Origin of the sequence: Cellulosilyticum lentocellum DSM 5427, assembly GCF_000178835.2 — a bacterium.
In the GTDB taxonomy this organism is placed as follows: Bacteria; Bacillota; Clostridia; order Lachnospirales; family Cellulosilyticaceae; genus Cellulosilyticum; species Cellulosilyticum lentocellum.
Genome location: NC_015275.1, coordinates 554,398 through 573,533 on the forward strand (window position 1 = coordinate 554,398; position 19,136 = coordinate 573,533).

The following is a 19,136-nucleotide window of genomic DNA, read 5'->3' on the forward strand; positions in this document are numbered from 1 at the left end:
GAGGATATGGCTTCAGATTTAAGAGAAAAAGTATTAGAGAAGTATAGTGCGAGAGTTTATAAAAATAGAAAAGAGCATGTTATTGCCATTGGTGAAGGAAATCCAGATACCATAACGGCTAATACAAGAGCCATACCTGGTATCATCACCCAAAGAGGTTGTTGCTATGCAGGATGTAAAGGTGTTGTACTGGGGCCTATTAAAGATGCAGCTATCATTGTGCATGGACCTATTGGATGTGCTTTCTATGCTTGGGGAACGAGAAGACATAAAGCTTTTGCAGATGAAAAAGATGGAGAGAAAGCAGATTGCTATTTAGAATACTGCTTTTCAACAGATATGCAAGAGCCAGACATTGTATTTGGTGGAGAGAAAAAGTTAAAACAAGCGATTACAGAAGTAATTGATATTTTTCATCCTGCTATCGTGCTGATTTGTTCTACTTGTCCAGTTGGGCTGATTGGAGATGATATTCACGCAGTAGCAAAGTGGACTGAAGCTGAATTTGGAACCAAAGCCATTGCTTTTAGCTGTGAAGGCTACAAGGGTGTAAGCCAATCAGCAGGTCATCACATTGCTAACAATCAATTGATTCGTTATATCATAGGCACAGGAGATAAAGAACCAAAGACTCAATACAGTGTGAATTTATTAGGTGAATATAACATCGGTGGTGATGGCTGGGAAGTTGAGAGACTTTTAAAACGCTGTGGTATAGAAGTTGTTTCTGTATTTACAGGTGGTGGTAGCTATCGAGATCTTAAAAATTCCCACTTAGCTCACTTAAATCTTGTTCAGTGCCATCGTTCCATTAACTATGTAGCTGAGATGATGCAGGATAAATATGGTATTGATTGGCTGAAAGTTAATTTTGTAGGTATTGAATCAAGTGCTAAATCCCTTAGAGACATAGGAGAATATTTTGGGGATGAAGAGCTAAAAGCTAGAATCGAAGAAGTGATAGCAGATGAGATAGCCGCCATTACTGATGAGTTAGATTACTACAAAAGCAAGCTAAAAGGTAAATCGGCAGCTCTTTATGTAGGAGGTTCCAGATCCCATCATTATCAACTTTTATTAAAAGATTTCGGTGTACGTACAGTATTAGCTGGTTATGAATTTGCTCATAGAGATGATTATGAGGGAAGAGAAGTTATTCCTGATATTAAGCCAGATGCAGATAGTAAGAATATTGAAAGTATTGAAGTAGAGCCAGATCCCAAATATTACAAAGTACTTTTAACACAGGAGCAAAAAGAAAAACTCCTTGAAAAAGGTGTAGCGCTTAACTATTACGAAGGTATGTTTAAGGGCATGGAAGAAGGCGCTATTATCACTGATGACTTAAATCATTTTGAAACAGAAGAATTTTTAAAGGTATTAAAACCAGATGTCTTTTTCTCAGGTATTAAAGATAAATTTGTGACTCAGAAAAATGGGATGCTCTCAAGGCAACTACATTCTTATGATTATAGTGGGCCTTATGCAGGCTTTAGAGGAGCTATAACATTTGGTCATGACCTTGTCATGGGACTTTATACACCAGCTTGGAGTTATATTAGAGCGCCATGGCAAAAGGTTCCTAGTATTCAAGGTACATTAGGAGGTGAAGCATAATGCTTAATTATACACCAAAAGAAATATGTGATAGAAAAGCACTTCGTATTAACCCAGCTAAAACCTGTCAGCCAGTAGGTGCATTATATGCAGCTTTAGGTGTGCATGGTTGTTTACCTCATAGTCATGGTTCTCAAGGCTGTGTTGCTTTTCACAGAATGTATTTAACAAGACATTTTAAAGACCCGGTTATGGCGTCATCTAGTTCCTTCACAGAAGGCGCTTCTGTATTTGGTGGTGGTAGCAATTTAAAAACAGCTACTAAGAATATTTTTGATTTATATGATCCAGAAATCATTGCTGTTCATACGACTTGCTTATCAGAAACTATTGGTGATGACCTTAATGCTTTGATTACAGATATGAGTATTCCAGAAGGCAAATATGTGGTTCACTGTAATACACCAAGCTATAAAGGTTCTCATGTCACTGGTTTCACTAACATGGTAACAGGATTTATTAACTACTTAGCCACTAAAACAGGGACCTCTAATGAAAAAGTATGTTTGATGCCAGGCTTTGTAAATCCAGGAGATATGAGAGAGTATAAAAAGCTGTTAAATGCTATGAAAGTACCTTTCATTATGCTTCCTGATACAACAGGTGTATTAGATGGACCAATGACAGGCAAATACGAGATGTTTCCGAAGGGAGGTACTTTAATTAATGATATTAAAGCCCTTGGAGATTGTAAAGAAACCATTGCATTAGGGGTGCAGACTTCAGAAGCTTCAGCAGAGGCACTTAAGAAAAAATGCAGTGTACCTTTTAAATCATTACCCCTTCCTATGGGTGTTGAAGCAACTGATGAATTCATGCTAGCACTTCAAGCATTCTCTAAAGAGGATGTACCTGCAAACATTGAAGAAGAAAGAGGTCAGCTAGTGGATATGATGATTGACATTCATCCTTATACCTATGGTAAAAAGGTAGCCATTTATGGAGATCCAGATACGGTATTAGGCATAGCAGCCTTCGCTCTTGAATTAGGTATGATTCCTAAATATATGCTAACAGGTACACCAGGTAACCAATTTGAAAGTGCAGGAAAAGCGCTACTAGATAAATTCGGTGTGGAAGGTTGCAGCGTCAAGGCAGATGGAGACTTGTTTTTATTACATCAATGGATTAAAAATGAAAAGGTTGATTTACTCATTGGTGGTACTCATGGCAAAACCATTGCTAGAGCAGAAGATATACCACTCGTAAGAATGGGCTTCCCTATCATTGACCGATATATTCATTCTTATATGCCGTTAGTAGGTTATAAAGGAGCCATGAGAATGGCAGAGCTTATAGCTAATGCACTCATGGATTATCAAGATAGCCACTGTGAAGAAAAAGACTTAGAAGTTGTTATGTAGAATCTAAAATCTATTAAATATTCCCTCAAAATATTAATAGGTATATACACAAGAGCAGGAAAGAGGGCCGTTTCTTCTATCCACTCTTGTGTACTTGAATTAACAGGAGAAGGAAACGAAGGGAAGTGTTAAAAATGGGCTTAATGGAGAAAACAACTTTGGAAAAAGGCATTTTAGAAGAAAGAAAAGACTCTATACGGTTAATGGAATCTACTTGTAGTGGGCAGGGCATTAAGTGTGACACGGACAGTGTTTCTGGATCTGTTAGTCAAAGAGCTTGTGTCTATTGTGGTGCGCGGGTTGTACTTAATCCAATAACGGATGCTTTTCATATTGTACACGGACCTATTGGGTGTGCTAGCTATACATGGGATATTAGAGGAAGCTTAAGTAGTGGAGATGATTTATATCGCAATAGTTTTTCTACAGATTTAAGAGAAACAGATGTTATTTTTGGAGGAGAGAAGAAGTTAATTGCAGCTATTGAAGAAGTGGCTCTTAAGTATCATCCTAAAGTGATATTTATCTATGCTACTTGCATCGTAGGTGTTATAGGTGACGATGTAGATGCAGTTTGCAGAACCATGTCTAGTAAATATGGGATTCCAGTTATTCCAGTTAAATCCCCAGGCTTTTCGGGGAATAAATCGACAGGATATCGTATGGCCTGTAATGCGATTATGGAGGTTATAAAACCTTATAAGGATAGAGAAAAGGTAAAAGGAATTAATATATTAGGTGATTTTAATCTAGCAGGGGAAATGTGGATTATTAAAGATTATCTAAAACAAATCGGTATAGAAGTTATAGCAGGCTTAACAGGAGATTCAGATTATGAAAGCTTAATTAAAGCACCTGGTGCTGCTTTAAATGTAGTGCAATGTGCAGGATCTAGTACCTATTTGGCTAAAAGAATGGAAGAAGAGATGGGAATACCTTTTATAAAGGTTAGTTTCTTTGGAATAGAGGATACTACCAGCTCTCTTATTAGAATAGCAGAGGCTCTAGGAGATATGGAAGCTAGAGAAAAGGCTATAGAGTTAACAAAGCGAAAAACAGCGGAGCTAAAAGCCTTCGTGAATAAATATAAAAATAATTTAAATGGGAAAAAAGCAGCCATTTATGTAGGAGGAGGCTTTAAAGCCATTTCTCTTATTAGACAGTTTGAAACCTTAGGGATTAAAACGGTAGTGGTTGGTACGCAAACAGGTAAAAAGGAAGATTATGAGATTATAGCCAGCTTAGTAGATTCAGATACTGTTATTTTAGATGATGCCAATCCAGCAGAACTAGAAACCTTTTTAAAGGAAAAAGGAGCAGATATTTTAGTAGGGGGTGTGAAAGAAAGGCCACTTGCGTATAAACTAGGCATTGCCTTTTGTGATCATAACCATGAAAGAAAGCATCCCTTAGCAGGCTTTGAAGGCGTTGTTAATTTTACAAAAGAAATTAATTCAAGTATCAATCACCCAATATGGGATTATTTAAAACTAGAGGAGGGATGAGGATGAAGACAAAAGTAGAACCATTGGTTCATTTGAATACAAACCCGTGTAAAATGTGTATGCCTATGGGTGCTGTAACAGCTTTTTATGGGTTTCAAAAGTGTATTACGATTTTGCATGGTTCCCAAGGCTGTAGTACTTATATTAGAAGGCATATGGCGACTCATTATAATGAACCAGTAGATGTGGCTTCCTCCTCTTTAACTGAGCATGGTACAGTCTATGGAGGAGAAGAAAATCTTCTCAAAGGCTTAAAGAATGTCATTGATTTATATGAGCCAGAGGTAATAGGCGTAGCGACTACCTGCCTTGCAGAAACCATAGGAGAAGATATTAAGCGTATTGTGGAAAAATTCTATGAGTGTTATCCAGAGTATCAGAATATCACTATTTTACCGGTGCATTCCTCAGGCTACAGCGGTACAGAGTTTAATGGTTATTTTAATACCCTTACTCAAATAGTAGCTCAAGTGAAAATGTCTATGAAAAAACATGAAAAAGTCAATGTGGTTACAGGAATGATTAGTCCGGCTGATACTAGGTATTTAAAGAAGATATTTGCTTTATTTAATATAGAAGCTATTTTATTATCTGATCTATCCTCTAACTTAGATGCGGGTTTTTCAAAAGCTTATAATAGACTTCCTTCTGGTGGAACTTCTATAGAAGAAATCAAAAAAATGGCTGGTTCTAGAATGACCATAGAGTTTTGCAGTGTTCCCCTAGCTTTATCGCCCGGGAAATATTTAGAAGAGCATTATGGTGTACCTTGTAAAGTATTAAATCTGCCCATGGGGCTTAGAGATACAGATACTTTCTATAAGGTATTATCAGAAGTTTCATGTAACCCTATTCCCAAAGAGCTTGTAGAGATGAGAAGCAGATATTTAGATGCTATGATTGATAGTCATAAATATAATAGTGGCGGCAGAGCTGTTATTTATGGCGATCCAGATTTCATTCTTGGAACAGTTAGATTATCTGCAGAGAACGGCATTATGCCAATAGTAGTAGCTACAGGTAGTGTTTGTCCAGAATTAAAAAGTTTATTAGAAAAAGAATTAAGAGATGTAGCAGCACGCTATTTTATAGAAGACTTTCAAGTTGTAGATGATATTGATTTCAAAACTATTGAAGCTTTAGCCATTCAGTATAAGGCCAACTTATTAATAGGTAATTCAGATGGCAGGCGTATAGAGGAGAAATACCATATCCCACTAGTAAGAAGAGGCTTTCCTATTCATGACAGGGTAGGAGGACAGAGACTGCGTACTCTAGGCTATGAAGGTTCACTGACCTTTTTAGATGAACTTTCTAATGCACTTTTAGCTGTAACAGAAACCAGTTTTAGAGAAAATTTGTTTAATGCTTATTATAAAGAAGAAAGTGCTGGCAAAGTAGAAGAAATAAAAAAAGATAAAGCCAAAGAAAAAGAATTCACACAAAGTAATGACATGCTGGAGGTGAAGAACATGTTAAGTAAAGAAACAATGTTAGAGAAAACCAAGACACATCCTTGCTATAATTGTGGCGCTCATGAGCATGCAAGAATTCATTTACCTATAGCACCTAGGTGTAATATTCAGTGCAATTACTGTGTCAGAAAATTTGATTGCCCTAATGAAAGCAGGCCAGGTGTAACAACTACTATTCTAACGCCGGAAGAAGCATTTGAGCGTTTTAAGGTTGTCAAAGAAAAATTGCCAAATCTCAGTGTGGTAGGTATTGCAGGACCTGGAGATGCTCTAGCGAACTTTGATGAAACCAAGAAAACCTTGCAGATCATTAGAGACTATGATCCCGATATTACCTTTTGTTTATCTACCAATGGCTTAATGCTTCCACTTTATGCACAGGAATTAGTGGATTTAGGAGTCAGTCATGTCACAGTCACTGTAAATGCTGTGGATCCTAAAATAGGAGCGAAGGTTTATAAGTATGTAGATTATATGGGTATGCATTTTATTGGGGAAACAGCAGCAGCTATTCTTTTAACCAATCAGCTTAATGGTATTAAACTATTAACCAGTAAGGGTATTGTTTGTAAAATAAATATTGTTACCTTGAAAGGTATTAATGATGAGCATATTCCAGAGGTAGTAGCTAAGATGAAGGAGCTAGATTGCTACATGACTAATATTATGCAGCTTATTCCAGTTAAAGGGAGTGCTTTTGAAGATTTACCTATGGCTAGTCAAGTAGAGATTAATAAGATTAGAAAAAATTGTGGTGAAACTATGAAACAAATGTATCACTGCAAGCAATGTAGAGCAGATGCTATTGGTATTTTAGGTGAGGACTTAAGCATTGAGTTAGGTAGCTGCCGAGGTAAGTGCAGTCCTATTAAACAGCAAGTCCAAAAGCCATATCGTTTTGCAGTAGCTTCTAAGAGTGGCATGATTGTAGACCAACATTTTGGGCATGTTGAAGAATTTTACATTTACGATTACCAAGGAGAAGAAGCAACATACATAGAGAAGAGAAAAATTAATAAGTACTGTATGGGTAAAGATGCTTGTGATGAAAAAGAAGATAAGATTACAAGAATTATAGATTCTATTGAAGATTGCCAAGGCGTTATTACTTTAAGGATAGGGGAATCGCCAAAAAGTAAGCTAAAAGAAAAAGGCATTCAAGTGTTTAGTACCTATGATCGTATATCAGATGCCATTAAAAAAGCAGTTGAAGCTATGTAAAATATTATTTGTTTAAGTATGTAATAAAAAGAGATGTTAATAGGCAATAGACAAGAAAGTAGAGCAGGGGGTTATCTTTTCAAAGCTATGCTCCCTATTTTCATAAATACTAAGTTTATAAAAGTCAAATTAAGAAGGGGATGTTTTAAATGGTTCAACCTAAATATCATGTTTTTATATGTACGAGTTGCAGGATTAATGGTCAGCAAAAAGGTTTTTGTCATTCTAAGAACTCGATTGGGATTGTAGAAAGATTTATGGAGGAGATTGAAGATAGAGGCTTATCAGGAGATGTAGTTATTAACAACACAGGATGCTTCGGCATCTGCGATAAAGGGCCTATCGTAGTAGTTTATCCAGAAGGAGCTTGGTATGGAAATGTATCCGAAGAAGATGTAGAGCGCATTGTAGAAGAACATTTTGAAAATGGCACACCTGTAAGTGAACTACTTATCTAATTCAATTACTCAATATTATAATAAGCAATCAGGGGGGGGCTAAATGTCACTTTCCTTAGTTACTAGAGGGTGGCATATATCATCCCCTAAACTTCATTAAACACTAATGTATTACTAAGTATAAGATGTAGTGGTATAGAAACAGGGCATTATATTAGGCTATTAAAACTATAAAAATAGAGAAGGTGAGGGAGAGGAATGATTAGAATAATCGATTCAACCTTAGCTAGACTCGATCATTGCCTTCCAAGTAAGGAGCAAGTACTTACATTTTGCTACCTCATGAGAGACATTGGCATTGTAGATTTAGAGATTTCAGTAAAGATTTATAAGCTACTAGAGAGTTTACCAGAAGGCTTTAGGTTTTATTTGACTTTATTAAATACATCAGAGAGTGTAAAAGTCTATCCTGATGTTTATAAGCTGATTATCCCCAGGTCTCAAATAGAGGGGACTATTGGCCAAATTCAAATGAATGATATTAGAGAGGTTGTGCAGCTCAAAGCCTATGAACACTGTAGTTATATAAGAATTATAGGCTTAGACGATTTGCTTTGTCACAATTATACCTATGTAATGCAAGAGATTATGACTACATTAATAAATAGCAAAGTTAATCTTTGCCCTGAAAATCTGTATCATTGTGCCACTGCAATTGCTGTAGAGTGGGCTTTAAAAGGGGGAAAAGAAGTAACAACTAGTTTTACAGGTATAGGGGGATTAGCTGCCACAGAAGAAGTATTAATGGCATTAAGAATAGCCAGTAGATATAAGATTAATCAAGATATAAGTGCTTTAGTTCAGCTTAAAACTCTTTTTGAACAAATGACAGGAGAACATATACAAAAGAATAAGCCTATTATTGGAGAAGCTATTTTTTGTGTGGAATCAGGCATTCATGTAGATGGCATTATGAAAAAGGAAGCGATTTATGAGGCATATTCTCCAACAGAGGTAGGTCAAAAGAGAACCATTGTCATAGGAAAGCATTCAGGAAGCTCAGCTGTAGCAGCAAAGCTTAAAGAGTGTCAAATCCCCATGCTAGATGAGGCGCATATGAGGCGGCTACTTCTCGCAGTAAAGCAAGTAAGTATGAAAAAAAGAAGGAGCATTAGTGATGAAGAATTTATAGTCATAGCAAGAGAGGTGATGGCTTATGAGAGAAAAGAGAAAGATAGTTGATACGACCCTAAGAGATGGCGAACAACAAGCAGGCATAGCCTTAAGACCAGAAGAAAAATTAGAAATAGCATTGCTATTAGATGCTATAGGTGTTCATGAAATCGAAGCGGGCATTCCTAGTTTGGGAGCAGGGGAAATAAGCTATCTCAAAGCCGTGATGAAAAGAAAAAAACAAGCACAAATTTCTGTTTGGACTAGAGCTAATACAGAGGATATTAAATATGCTACTTGTTGTAGCCCCGATATTATTCATATTGGAACGCCTATATCTTATATACAGATTTATACCAAGTTAAAGAAAAATAAAGTATGGATACAAAAAAATTTAGTAGATTGTATTGAATTAGCTCATAATCAAGGAATAGAGGTAACTATAGGTTTTGAGGACGCTTCAAGAGCAGATATGGGTTATATTATTAGTACTGCAAAATTGGTAAGTAAATTAGGGGTAAAGCTTATTCGTATAGCAGATACTGTGGGTGTTTTGACACCAAGCCGTACAAGATCTATGGTTCAGGAATTAATGAATCAAGTAGACATAGAGGTAGAAATTCATGTTCACAATGATTTAGGTATGGCGGTTGCAAACTCTATTGAAGGGCTTAAAGCAGGAGCTAGTCATGTAGATTGTACATTAGGTGGAGTTGGGGAACGTACAGGTAACTGCAACTTTTATGATTTAGTTCATGCAGCTGAAAGGTATTTTGACTTCGGAATTAATAAAGGGCATATTAAAAAAGTAGAACAAAGGCTAGAACAAATCCTAGGCAAAGGTCAATTAGCATGAAGCTTTCATACCAATGAAGTCTCTGTATCACGCTATGGAGAAATAGAAGTCCTGAGAAGAATGTGTATAGTGTAAAGTAATCTATGAAAGATAAGAATCAAAGAGGAGCGATACTATACTTAAAAAAGATGGGTTTAAGGAGGACAATAATGAGTAATAAGATAGCGGTATTATTAAATGAGGAAAAACAACTAGCTAGTTTTGTAGATGCTACATTAATCTATATTTATGAAAAAGCATGTGATTGGCAAGTAACACAAATGATAGAAACAAAAGATTTAGCATACAAAAGAGAAAATGACATAAAGAACTTTACCTTAGCGCTTATAGAAAAATTAAAGTGCTGCAAAGTCATAGTAGGCACACTTATTCTTGGTGTGCCTTATTATTTATTAATCAGAGCAGGATATGAATTATGTGAGGCACCTACATTTTCAATGCTACTTTTAGAACAAATCTACGAAGATTATTACAAAATACCAGAGGAAACAAGCAAAAAACAAACAATGGAATTAGAAGGGGAAGGGAATAATCATTTGATGTCAACAGAGCATATAAGTAGGTCTCCCATACCATTAGATGAGTCAGATAACTACTTTATTGATATGATAGCCGTACAAAAGGCTTATCCGGAAATGAGTTCTAAGAAAATACTTCTTCCTTTTTTTAGCAATGCTATATTTCGTAGTCTAAAAGTTAATTGCAGTCATGTTATGCCTTGGTTAGAAAATTATTTAGAGCAGAATAGTTTAATAATGAGTATCAGTAGGGGGCAAGGAATCTATACACTTAGTATCACTCACAAAGTATGTTCTAGCTAAGATTATAGTCAATAAATATAATACTCATCTTTTAAATAGTTAACTTATGATGTGGGATATAGATCTATTGTTTAAAGTTATATAAAGATTTTATTTCGTGAAGAGTGTTCACTTATTGTATAAAGGCACCTAATTAGAATAGATGATAAAGTTAAGGAGGAAATGATATGAAAAGAATAGAAACATCCTATGGTGTATTAGAAGGGGCTACAGATCTTGTTTATTATAAAAATGGTAATCTTAGAAGCTGCAAACTAGAAAAATATAATGCCATAACCACTTCCATAGGCTTTCTTGTGCCACAATATGGAGACATGGATACACGTACTAAATTGAGGGAAGCTATCAGCTTTTATGATACAGGAGAACTTAAAAGTATTTACTTAAAAGAGCCTGTAATTGTAAATACTACAGTAGGGACTCTTAAGGGAGAATTTATTACATTTTATAAACAAGGAACTATTCACCGCTTATTTCCTCTTTATGGTCAAGTCAGTGGGTATTGGTCAGAAGAAGAAGAATACCAATTGGCAGAAAAAGCTACTTTTAAAATAGGTGAGCTGCAAGTAAGTAATAAAATGAATAGCTATTGCTTTTATCCTAGTGGACATTTAAAAAGTCTTAACTTATGGAGTAAGGAAGTTGTAATAGTTCAGCTTCATAAGAAGAATATTGCTATAAGGTTAGGTATAGCTTTTTATGAGAATGGTAATATTAAGTCCTTAGAACCATATGTACCTACCAAGATAAAGACACCAATAGGAGATATTATGGCCTATAGCAATGAACCTATTGGTATACACGGCGACACTAATTCTCTTATTCTAGACGAAGATGGAAGAATAAAAGGAATAACAACTGTATCAACTGCTATACGAATGAATAACGACCAAGGAGAAGAACAGGTGATTGCACCTCATTTAGTAAGAAGTCAGTTAGATATTGAGAGATGGGTTATTTCACCTATAACAATTAGCTTTCTCGAAAATCAAGTAATAATTGTGGATGAGCATACTACTTATAGATTTAACAAAGATGATTTTAAGTGGAGCACCACGCAAATAGGGTTTGAAGAAATAGGGCATGAATGCGGTAATTGTCAGGGGTGTAAAAATTGCTCATAAATAATTTATAAAAAAAGTGAAAAACCGCTTGACGTATGTATATAATACATGATATATTAAACAAGTCGTCAGGACGACATGAATGCAAGATGGTGGGTATAGCTCAGTTGGTAGTAGCACTGGATTGTGGTTCCAGGTGTCGTGGGTTCGAGCCCCATTACCCACCCTTTACTATGAAAATAGTAATGTAGGGTTATCGCCAAGCGGTAAGGCACAGGATTTTGATTCCTGCATTCGGAGGTTCGAATCCTCCTAGCCCTGTTAGTAGGATAAATTCTACTTTAATTTAATAAGGAGAGATGGTCGAGTTGGTTTAAGGCACCGGTCTTGAAAACCGGCGAGGGTAACACCTCCCTGGGTTCGAATCCCAGTCTCTCCGTTATATAAAAGTGGTATGGCAATGATTCAGTTCAATGCTGTACCACTTTTTCGTTGACAGGAAATACTAACAAGCAGTTTGAATAGTCGATATAATTCGTATGTGAAGAAAATATTGACAAATGTATTGTTCGGCTATATGATAGGGATAAATAGCAAAGGTGCTATGAGCCAGTACAGCTCATAGCACCTTTTTTGTTTTTTAAAAAGAATTATGTAAAGGGGGATTTAATATGAAAAAAATAGTTAAAAGGTTAACTACTCTTACAACAAACGTATTATTATGCGGTATGCTTCTAACAGGTTGTACTAGCACAGGTGAAGCAACTGACAAAGCAAGTAACTCTAACGAGGATGTTATTAAAATTGGAGTGTTTGAACCAATCACAGGAAGCCTAGCAGCAGGTGGAGCTATTGAAAAAGAAGGGATTGAGATTGCCTATGCTGAAAGAAGCGAAGTATTAGGTAAAAAAGTTGAACTCGTTATTGCAGATAATAAATCTGAAAAGGTAGAAGCTGCTAATGCCGTTTCAAGATTAATTGAAAAAGATAAAGTTGCTGCTATTATTGGTTCATATTCTTCAACACCTTCTATCGGAGCTGGAGATGTTATTAAAGAAGCAGGTATACCAACTGTAGGTGTATCTTGTACTAACCCATTAGTTACACAAGGTAATGATTGGTACTTTAGAGTTTGTTTCATCGATCCTTATCAAGGGAAAGTAATGGCCAACTATGCTTACAATAAATTAGGTGCTAGAACAGCGGCAGTTACTCGTGAAGTAGGAGCTGACTACTCAGTAGGCCTTGCACAGTTCTTCACTGATGAATTCATCCGCTTAAATGGCGGAGATGAGAGCTGTATTGTTGCCACAGCAGATTATCAATCAGGAGATCAAGACTTTAATGCACAAATCACTAATATATCCAAAGCCAATCCAGATATTATTTTTGCACCAGGTAACTTTACAGAGTGTTCAATGCTTATCAAACAAGCTCGTCAATTAGGCGTAACAACACCATTCTTGGGTGGAGATACTTGGGAAACACCTGAGTTTATAACGATTGGTGGTACAGAAGTAGAAGGTGCATTGTTCTCTACTTTCTTTGATTCCAATGCAGATTTCACACCACAAACTAAAACTTTTGTTGAAAACTATAAAGCTAGCCATAATGGGGAAGAACCAGCGGCTGTTACAGCACTTGCTTATGATGCATACAATGTAGTACTTGATGCCATTGAAAGAGCGGGCAGTACAGATCCAGCAGCTATTCAAAAAGCGCTTAAAGAGACAAAAGATTTCCCGGGAGTAGCAGGGTACATTAATTTTGATGAAAACGGGGATGCAACTAAGAGTGCTGTTATCAAAGAAATTAAAGAGGGTAAATTTACTTATGTAGATTCTGTATCAGCAGAGTAATCAATAAAACACGCTATTAAAGTATTACAAAACTAGATACTTATTGAGACAGTATTAAAACAGGAGGGGATAACCCCTCTTGTTTCTAATCATATGGAAGAAAACCTTACTAGAATGTGATAAAAGAGGAGTAGTAATAAAAATGAGGAGGCAGATCTATGACCTTAGAGATTTTTTTGCAACAACTAGTTAATGGGCTAACGTTAGGTAGCTTGTTTGCTCTAGTAGCAATTGGTTATACAATGGTTTACGGTATTTTACGACTTATCAACTTTGCTCATGGTGATATATTTATGATGGCCATGTACATAGCCTTTTTTAGTATTAGCATATTCAGTGTACCTTGGTACATTTCTTTTATATTAGTTATTGCTTTAACCGCTTTATTGGGAATTGCAACAGAAAAAGTAGCTTATAAACCTCTTAGAGAGCAAGGGGCTCCAAGCATTTCGCTATTGATTTCTTCCATAGGTGCTTCTTATCTTATGGAAAACTTAGCAACAGTGCTTTTTACAGGGCGTCCTAAAAACTTTCCTCAAATTCCTTTTTTTACGGATATGATAACTGTAGGAGGTATACATATACAACGTCTTGCCATTATGGTACCTATTATTACTTTAGTGCTACTTTTGGCACTTCTTTATCTCATCAATCATACAAAAACTGGTATGGCTATGAGAGCTGTTTCAAAAGATGTAGAAACAGCAAGACTTATGGGGATTAGTGTTAATAAAGTAATTACAGCCACCTTTGGGATAGGTTCAGCTCTTGCAGCAGTTGGAGCTATCATGTGGGGAATGAAATACTTGCAGATTAAACCAGATGTGGGTGTTATGCCGGGAATGAAATGTTTCATTGCAGCAGTAATTGGTGGTATTGGTAATATCAAAGGTGCTGTAGTAGGTGGGCTATTACTAGGATTAATAGAAGTATTAATTGTAGCATTTATTCCATCTTTAACGGGATATAGAGATGCTTTTTCATTCATTTTACTCATTATTATCTTACTTGTAAGACCAAATGGACTTATTGGTGAGAAAATAGCTGAAAAGGTATAGGGGGGATTATAATGAAAAAGATCAACTTAAGTAAAAAAACCAATATGATCCTTTCTTTAATTGCTATTGCAGTGCTGATCATATTTTTATTTATTGCAGAACCTGTATTCGGAAAATATGTTTCTCGCATTATAAAATTAAGTGCTATTTATGCTATTTGTGCTCTGTCCATGAATATGGTTAATGGTTTCACTGGCTTGTTTTCATTAGGACAACCAGGTTTTATGGCAATAGGTGCATATACTACGGCTATATTAACTCTCACACAGTCTGATAAACAATCTGTATTTTATATGTCACCTATGCCAGCATTTTTAGAGAGTGCACATCTTCCATTTATTGTGGCTCTTGTCTTAGGAGGGTTACTTGCAGCAGCTTGTGCTTATATCATAGGTTTTCCTGTTTTAAGATTAAGGGGAGATTACTTAGCAATTGCTACCCTTGGCTTTTCAGAGATAATTCGTGTTATTCTTCAAAACATGCAAAATATCACCAATGGCCCACTAGGTATTAATAAAATTCCTAATCACGTTAGCATGTGGATGGCATTTGGTGTATTAGCTATCATTACGATATTTATGTTAGTTATGATGAAGACTTCTTATGGCCGTGCTTTAAAAGCAATTAGAGAAGACGAAGTAGCTGCAGAAGCAATGGGAGTTAATTTATTTAAGCATAAAATGTTAGCTTTTGTATTGTCTGGGTTTATCGCAGGCATAGCAGGAGGGTTATTAGGTTCGTTAGTAGGTGCGATTGACCCTACACAATTTAAGTTTACATTTGCTTATACCTTATTGTTGATGGTTGTTCTAGGAGGACAAGGCTCCATCTCTGGTTCAATTGTAGGGGCTTTCATTATTACTTGTGCTCAAGAAATATTAAGATTTGTAGATGAGCCAATTAACTTTGGTTTTATCCATTATCCAGGCATCGAAGGTATGCGTATGGTTGTTTTCTCTGTCATGCTTATGTGTATTATTTTGTTTTGGAGTAGAGGTATATTTGGAAACAAGGAATTTTCTTGGAGTGGTTTGCTGGGACTATTTAAAAGAAAGCAAACTAAAGTAGCACAAGAAACTAAGGAGGTGTAGTAGATGCCAATGCTAGAAGCCAAAAATGCCACCATGCAATTTGGTGGATTAATAGCAGTTAATGAACTTAATATAGAAATAAATGAAGGTGAAATCGTGGCCATCATTGGGCCTAATGGAGCAGGAAAGACTACAGCTTTTAATATGATAACAGGTGTTTATACACCTACTATAGGAAGCATCCTATTTAATGGTAAATGTCTTAATAAAATGAAACCAAATAAAATTGCTGAATTAGGTATTGCTCGCACCTTTCAAAATATCAGGCTATTTAAAAATCTTACAGTATTAGAAAATGTACTGATTGCAAATCATCTCAGACTAAAAAGTGGTCTTTTTAGTTCAGTGCTTCATTTACCCAATGCTCAAAAAGAAGAGAAGGAAATGTTAGAGTATTCTCTTTCTATATTAGAATGTACTGGCCTCTTGGAACATAAAGATGATATTGCCTCAAGTTTGCCTTATGGTTTACAAAGAAGACTTGAAATAGCCAGAGCTTTGGCAACAAAACCTAAATTGCTTTTATTAGATGAGCCAGCAGCTGGTATGAACCCTAAGGAAAGTGAAGATTTAACAGAGTTTATTAGACAAATTAGAAATCAGTTTGATTTAACTATTTTATTAATAGAGCATCATATGCAATTGGTTATGGGGATATCAGAACGTATTTATGTATTAGAGTATGGAACGACCATAGCTCATGGAACACCCACTGAAATCCAAAATAATAAAGCTGTTATTAAAGCTTATCTTGGAGAGGAGGAATAGGAATGTTAACCATTGAGAATCTATATGTAAGATATGGAGGAATAGAAGCACTTAGAGGCATTTCTATGCAAATTCCAGAAGGTAAAATCGTTACCTTAGTAGGGGCAAATGGAGCAGGGAAATCTACTACTCTTAGAGCAATTACTAAATTAATTACACCAGCATTAGGGGGAATTACCTATAAAGGTGAAAGTATAATGAATTGCACTACTCAGGATATTGTAAAGAAAGGCATTACCTTAGTGCCAGAAGGGCGTAGGGTATTTGCAGACCTAACAGTAGAAGAAAATCTAAAAATAGGGGCTTATACTAGAAAAGATCAAAGTGAAATTAGAAAAGATATAGACTATGTTAATGATATCTTTCCGCGTTTAAAAGAAAGAAAAAATCAGCTAGCGGGAACTTTATCTGGAGGAGAGCAGCAAATGCTAGCAGTAGGTAGAGCGCTTATGTCAAAACCAAAAGTACTTATGATGGATGAGCCTAGTTTAGGATTAGCGCCATTAGTGGTAAAAGATATATTTGCCATTATAAAAGAAGTAAATGAAAAAGCAGGAATGACGATTCTACTCATTGAACAAAATGCTAATGCTGCACTTAAGATTGCAGATTATGGTTATGTCATGGAGACAGGTAGCATAGGATTAGAGGGACCTGGAATGGATTTATTAAATAATGAGCAAGTAAAAGAATTATATTTAGGGAAAATAGGATAATCTATTCGTGAGTTATAAAAAGGACTGTAAATACAGCTAGCTTATTCATTAGCAGTAGAGTAACAGTCCTTTTTAGCTATTATAGAAAAGAGAGTATTTTTAACATAGATTAAAAGATATATTTTAGAAAGTATTTTTACCAAAGAAAAGAGAAGGCAGTAACAAAAAAAGTAAATCTTAGTTTATTTTATTAGAAAGATTAGTTTTAAGAAAGAAATAAGGATATTAGCGATGTGTTTTTATTAAAAACAACGGCAAAAGTTGACCTGTTTTTGCAAAAATAACGCTTAAAGGTGGATAATTTTGTGTATAAATCTATAAATGCTGTGGATAATAAGTGAATAACTTAAAAAAGTTGTTCCTAACTAAAAAAAGTTTAAAAAAGGTGTTGACGCTGATAAAAAGATGCTGTAGTATTATACGAGTCAGCAGCAAACAACAGCAGACAAGAAAAGGCATTAAGCCTTGATGATAATGAACTTTGAAAACAAAATAGTAACTATAAACCAGTCGATTCATTACGTCTCTAATAAGAGATGAGAATCAGTACAACTTGTACTAAGTAAAATAGTCAGTAGTAGAGATACTACACGGACAAACTTTTTTATGAGAGTTTGATCCTGGCTCAGGATGAACGCTGGCGGCGTGCTTAACACATGCAAGTCGAACGAACTGCGAGGAGCTTGCTCCTCAAAGTTAGTGGCGGACGGGTGAGTAACGCGTGGGTAACCTGCCCTATAGAGGGGGATAACGTTTGGAAACGAACGCTAATACCGCATAAACTATCGGTAGTCGCATGACTATTATAGTAAAGATTTATCGCTATAGGATGGACCCGCGTTGGATTAGCTAGTTGGTGAGATAACAGCTCACCAAGGCGACGATCCATAGCCGGCCTGAGAGGGTGAACGGCCACATTGGGACTGAGACACGGCCCAAACTCCTACGGGAGGCAGCAGTGGGGAATATTGCACAATGGGCGCAAGCCTGATGCAGCGACGCCGCGTGAAGGAAGAAGGTCTTCGGATTGTAAACTTCTATCAGCAGGGAAGAAAAAAATGACGGTACCTGACTAAGAAGCTCCGGCTAACTACGTGCCAGCAGCCGCGGTAATACGTAGGGAGCGAGCGTTATCCGGATTTACTGGGTGTAAAGGGTGCGTAGGCGGTTTGTTAAGTCAGAAGTGAAATTTAGGGGCTCAACCTCTAAGCTGCTTCTGAAACTGATGAACTAGAGTGTGGGAGAGGAAAGTGGAATTCCGAGTGTAGCGGTGAAATGCGTAGAGATTCGGAGGAACACCAGTAGCGAAGGCGGCTTTCTGGACCATAACTGACGCTGAGGCACGAAAGCGTGGGGAGCAAACAGGATTAGATACCCTGGTAGTCCACGCTGTAAACGATGAATGCTAGGTGTCGGGGCTTACGGGTCTCGGTGCCGAAGTTAACACATTAAGCATTCCACCTGGGAAGTACGATCGCAAGATTGAAACTCAAAGGAATTGACGGGGACCCGCACAAGCGGTGGAGCATGTGGTTTAATTCGAAGCAACGCGAAGAACCTTACCTAAACTTGACATCCCGATGACCGGTCTTTAATCGGACCTTTCCTAGCTTGCTAGGACATTGGTGACAGGTGGTGCATGGTTGTCGTCAGCTCGTGTCGTGAGATGTTGGGTTAAGTCCCGCAACGAGCGCAACCCCTATCTTTAGTAGCCAGCATTAAGTTGGGCACTCTAGAGAGACTGCCAGGGATAACTTGGAGGAAGGTGGGGATGACGTCAAATCATCATGCCCCTTATGTTTAGGGCTACACACGTGCTACAATGGCTGCTACAAAGGGAAGCGATCTCGCGAGAGTCAGCAAACCTCAAAAAAGCAGTCCCAGTTCGGATTGTAGTCTGCAACTCGACTACATGAAGTTGGAATCGCTAGTAATCGCGAATCAGAATGCCGCGGTGAATACGTTCCCGGGTCTTGTACACACCGCCCGTCACACCATGGGAGTTGGGGGGGCCCAACGCCGGTGACCCAACCCTTCGGGGAGGGAGCCGTCTAAGGCAAAACCAATAACTGGGGTGAAGTCCGTAACAAGGTAGCCGTATCGGAAGGTGCGGCTGGATCACCTCCTTTCTAAGGATAGAAATCGATGGT

14 protein-coding genes, 3 tRNA genes and 1 rRNA gene are annotated in these 19,136 nt (G+C 36.9%); all 18 read left to right on the forward strand.

Annotation, left to right across the window (positions count from 1 at the left end; all coding sequences use genetic code 11):
- Nucleotides 1-6: 6 nt before the first annotated feature.
- Nucleotides 7-1,617: a nitrogenase component I subunit alpha gene (locus CLOLE_RS02480; protein WP_013655497.1), complete on the forward strand. Its 1,611-nt coding sequence runs from the start codon at nucleotides 7-9 to the stop codon at nucleotides 1,615-1,617.
- Nucleotides 1,617-2,981, forward strand: a complete 1,365-nt coding sequence (locus CLOLE_RS02485) for a nitrogenase component 1 (protein ID WP_013655498.1) — start codon at nucleotides 1,617-1,619, stop codon at nucleotides 2,979-2,981. Before CLOLE_RS02480 ends, CLOLE_RS02485 begins: the two co-directional genes overlap by 1 nt.
- Nucleotides 2,982-3,124: 143 nt before the next feature.
- Nucleotides 3,125-4,486 (forward strand): nitrogenase iron-molybdenum cofactor biosynthesis protein NifE, encoded by a 1,362-nt coding sequence (gene nifE, locus CLOLE_RS02490; protein WP_041713249.1) that lies wholly within the window; start codon nucleotides 3,125-3,127, stop codon nucleotides 4,484-4,486.
- A 2-nt stretch (nucleotides 4,487-4,488) separates the two neighbouring features.
- Nucleotides 4,489-7,182: a nitrogenase cofactor biosynthesis protein NifB gene (gene nifB, locus CLOLE_RS02495; RefSeq protein ID WP_013655500.1), complete on the forward strand. Its 2,694-nt coding sequence runs from the start codon at nucleotides 4,489-4,491 to the stop codon at nucleotides 7,180-7,182.
- A gap of 149 nt (nucleotides 7,183-7,331) precedes the next feature.
- A complete protein-coding gene (locus CLOLE_RS02500) occupies nucleotides 7,332-7,640 on the forward strand; it encodes a 2Fe-2S ferredoxin (RefSeq protein WP_013655501.1) in 309 nt (102 codons plus the stop codon).
- A gap of 198 nt (nucleotides 7,641-7,838) precedes the next feature.
- On the forward strand, nucleotides 7,839-8,822 hold the full coding sequence (locus CLOLE_RS02505) for a homocitrate synthase/isopropylmalate synthase family protein (RefSeq protein ID WP_013655502.1): 984 nt from the start codon (nucleotides 7,839-7,841) through the stop codon (nucleotides 8,820-8,822).
- Nucleotides 8,797-9,609, forward strand: a complete 813-nt coding sequence (locus CLOLE_RS02510) for a beta/alpha barrel domain-containing protein (RefSeq protein ID WP_013655503.1) — start codon at nucleotides 8,797-8,799, stop codon at nucleotides 9,607-9,609. The genes CLOLE_RS02505 and CLOLE_RS02510 overlap by 26 nt, the downstream gene beginning before the upstream one ends.
- 149 nt (nucleotides 9,610-9,758) lie before the next feature.
- Entirely contained in the window at nucleotides 9,759-10,430 is a 672-nt protein-coding gene (locus CLOLE_RS02515; RefSeq protein WP_013655504.1) for a Fe-only nitrogenase accessory AnfO family protein, read from the forward strand.
- A 167-nt stretch (nucleotides 10,431-10,597) separates the two neighbouring features.
- A complete protein-coding gene (locus CLOLE_RS02520) occupies nucleotides 10,598-11,554 on the forward strand; it encodes a hypothetical protein (protein WP_013655505.1) in 957 nt (318 codons plus the stop codon).
- A gap of 92 nt (nucleotides 11,555-11,646) precedes the next feature.
- Nucleotides 11,647-11,720: transfer RNA gene (locus tag CLOLE_RS02525), tRNA-His, on the forward strand.
- Nucleotides 11,721-11,743: 23 nt separating this feature from the next.
- Nucleotides 11,744-11,815, forward strand: a tRNA-Gln gene (locus tag CLOLE_RS02530).
- Nucleotides 11,816-11,847: 32 nt separating this feature from the next.
- Nucleotides 11,848-11,933 (forward strand) — tRNA-Ser (locus CLOLE_RS02535).
- Between the two features lie 232 nt (nucleotides 11,934-12,165).
- The gene (locus tag CLOLE_RS02540) at nucleotides 12,166-13,353 is read left to right on the forward strand and encodes an ABC transporter substrate-binding protein (protein WP_013655506.1); all 1,188 of its coding nucleotides are present in this window, start codon (nucleotides 12,166-12,168) and stop codon (nucleotides 13,351-13,353) included.
- Between the two features lie 158 nt (nucleotides 13,354-13,511).
- Complete coding sequence (locus CLOLE_RS02545) at nucleotides 13,512-14,411, forward strand: branched-chain amino acid ABC transporter permease (protein WP_013655507.1); 900 nt, start codon at nucleotides 13,512-13,514, stop codon at nucleotides 14,409-14,411.
- A gap of 11 nt (nucleotides 14,412-14,422) precedes the next feature.
- Nucleotides 14,423-15,502, forward strand: a complete 1,080-nt coding sequence (locus CLOLE_RS02550) for a branched-chain amino acid ABC transporter permease (protein WP_013655508.1) — start codon at nucleotides 14,423-14,425, stop codon at nucleotides 15,500-15,502.
- Nucleotides 15,503-15,511: 9 nt separating this feature from the next.
- A complete protein-coding gene (locus tag CLOLE_RS02555; RefSeq protein ID WP_334290677.1) occupies nucleotides 15,512-16,270 on the forward strand; it encodes an ABC transporter ATP-binding protein in 759 nt (252 codons plus the stop codon).
- A gap of 2 nt (nucleotides 16,271-16,272) precedes the next feature.
- A complete protein-coding gene (locus tag CLOLE_RS02560) occupies nucleotides 16,273-16,986 on the forward strand; it encodes an ABC transporter ATP-binding protein (RefSeq protein WP_013655510.1) in 714 nt (237 codons plus the stop codon).
- Nucleotides 16,987-17,588: 602 nt separating this feature from the next.
- Nucleotides 17,589-19,115 (forward strand): 16S ribosomal RNA (locus CLOLE_RS02565).
- Nucleotides 19,116-19,136: the final 21 nt, after the last annotated feature.

Bases quoted from the DNA above. Each gene is read 5' to 3' on its own strand.
- CLOLE_RS02505 (WP_013655502.1), top strand. From the start codon at position 7,839: ATGATTAGAATAATCGATTCAACCTTAGCTAGACTCGATCATTGCCTT.
- CLOLE_RS02540 (WP_013655506.1), top strand. From the start codon at position 12,166: ATGAAAAAAATAGTTAAAAGGTTAACTACTCTTACAACAAACGTATTA.
- CLOLE_RS02545 (WP_013655507.1), top strand. From the start codon at position 13,512: ATGACCTTAGAGATTTTTTTGCAACAACTAGTTAATGGGCTAACGTTA.
- nifE (WP_041713249.1), top strand. From the start codon at position 3,125: ATGGAGAAAACAACTTTGGAAAAAGGCATTTTAGAAGAAAGAAAAGAC.
- nifB (WP_013655500.1), top strand. From the start codon at position 4,489: ATGAAGACAAAAGTAGAACCATTGGTTCATTTGAATACAAACCCGTGT.
- CLOLE_RS02560 (WP_013655510.1), top strand. From the start codon at position 16,273: ATGTTAACCATTGAGAATCTATATGTAAGATATGGAGGAATAGAAGCA.
- CLOLE_RS02515 (WP_013655504.1), top strand. From the start codon at position 9,759: ATGAGTAATAAGATAGCGGTATTATTAAATGAGGAAAAACAACTAGCT.
- CLOLE_RS02520 (WP_013655505.1), top strand. From the start codon at position 10,598: ATGAAAAGAATAGAAACATCCTATGGTGTATTAGAAGGGGCTACAGAT.
- CLOLE_RS02555 (WP_334290677.1), top strand. From the start codon at position 15,512: ATGCTAGAAGCCAAAAATGCCACCATGCAATTTGGTGGATTAATAGCA.
- CLOLE_RS02485 (WP_013655498.1), top strand. From the start codon at position 1,617: ATGCTTAATTATACACCAAAAGAAATATGTGATAGAAAAGCACTTCGT.
- CLOLE_RS02510 (WP_013655503.1), top strand. From the start codon at position 8,797: ATGAGAGAAAAGAGAAAGATAGTTGATACGACCCTAAGAGATGGCGAA.
- CLOLE_RS02480 (WP_013655497.1), top strand. From the start codon at position 7: ATGGCTTCAGATTTAAGAGAAAAAGTATTAGAGAAGTATAGTGCGAGA.
- CLOLE_RS02500 (WP_013655501.1), top strand. From the start codon at position 7,332: ATGGTTCAACCTAAATATCATGTTTTTATATGTACGAGTTGCAGGATT.
- CLOLE_RS02550 (WP_013655508.1), top strand. From the start codon at position 14,423: ATGAAAAAGATCAACTTAAGTAAAAAAACCAATATGATCCTTTCTTTA.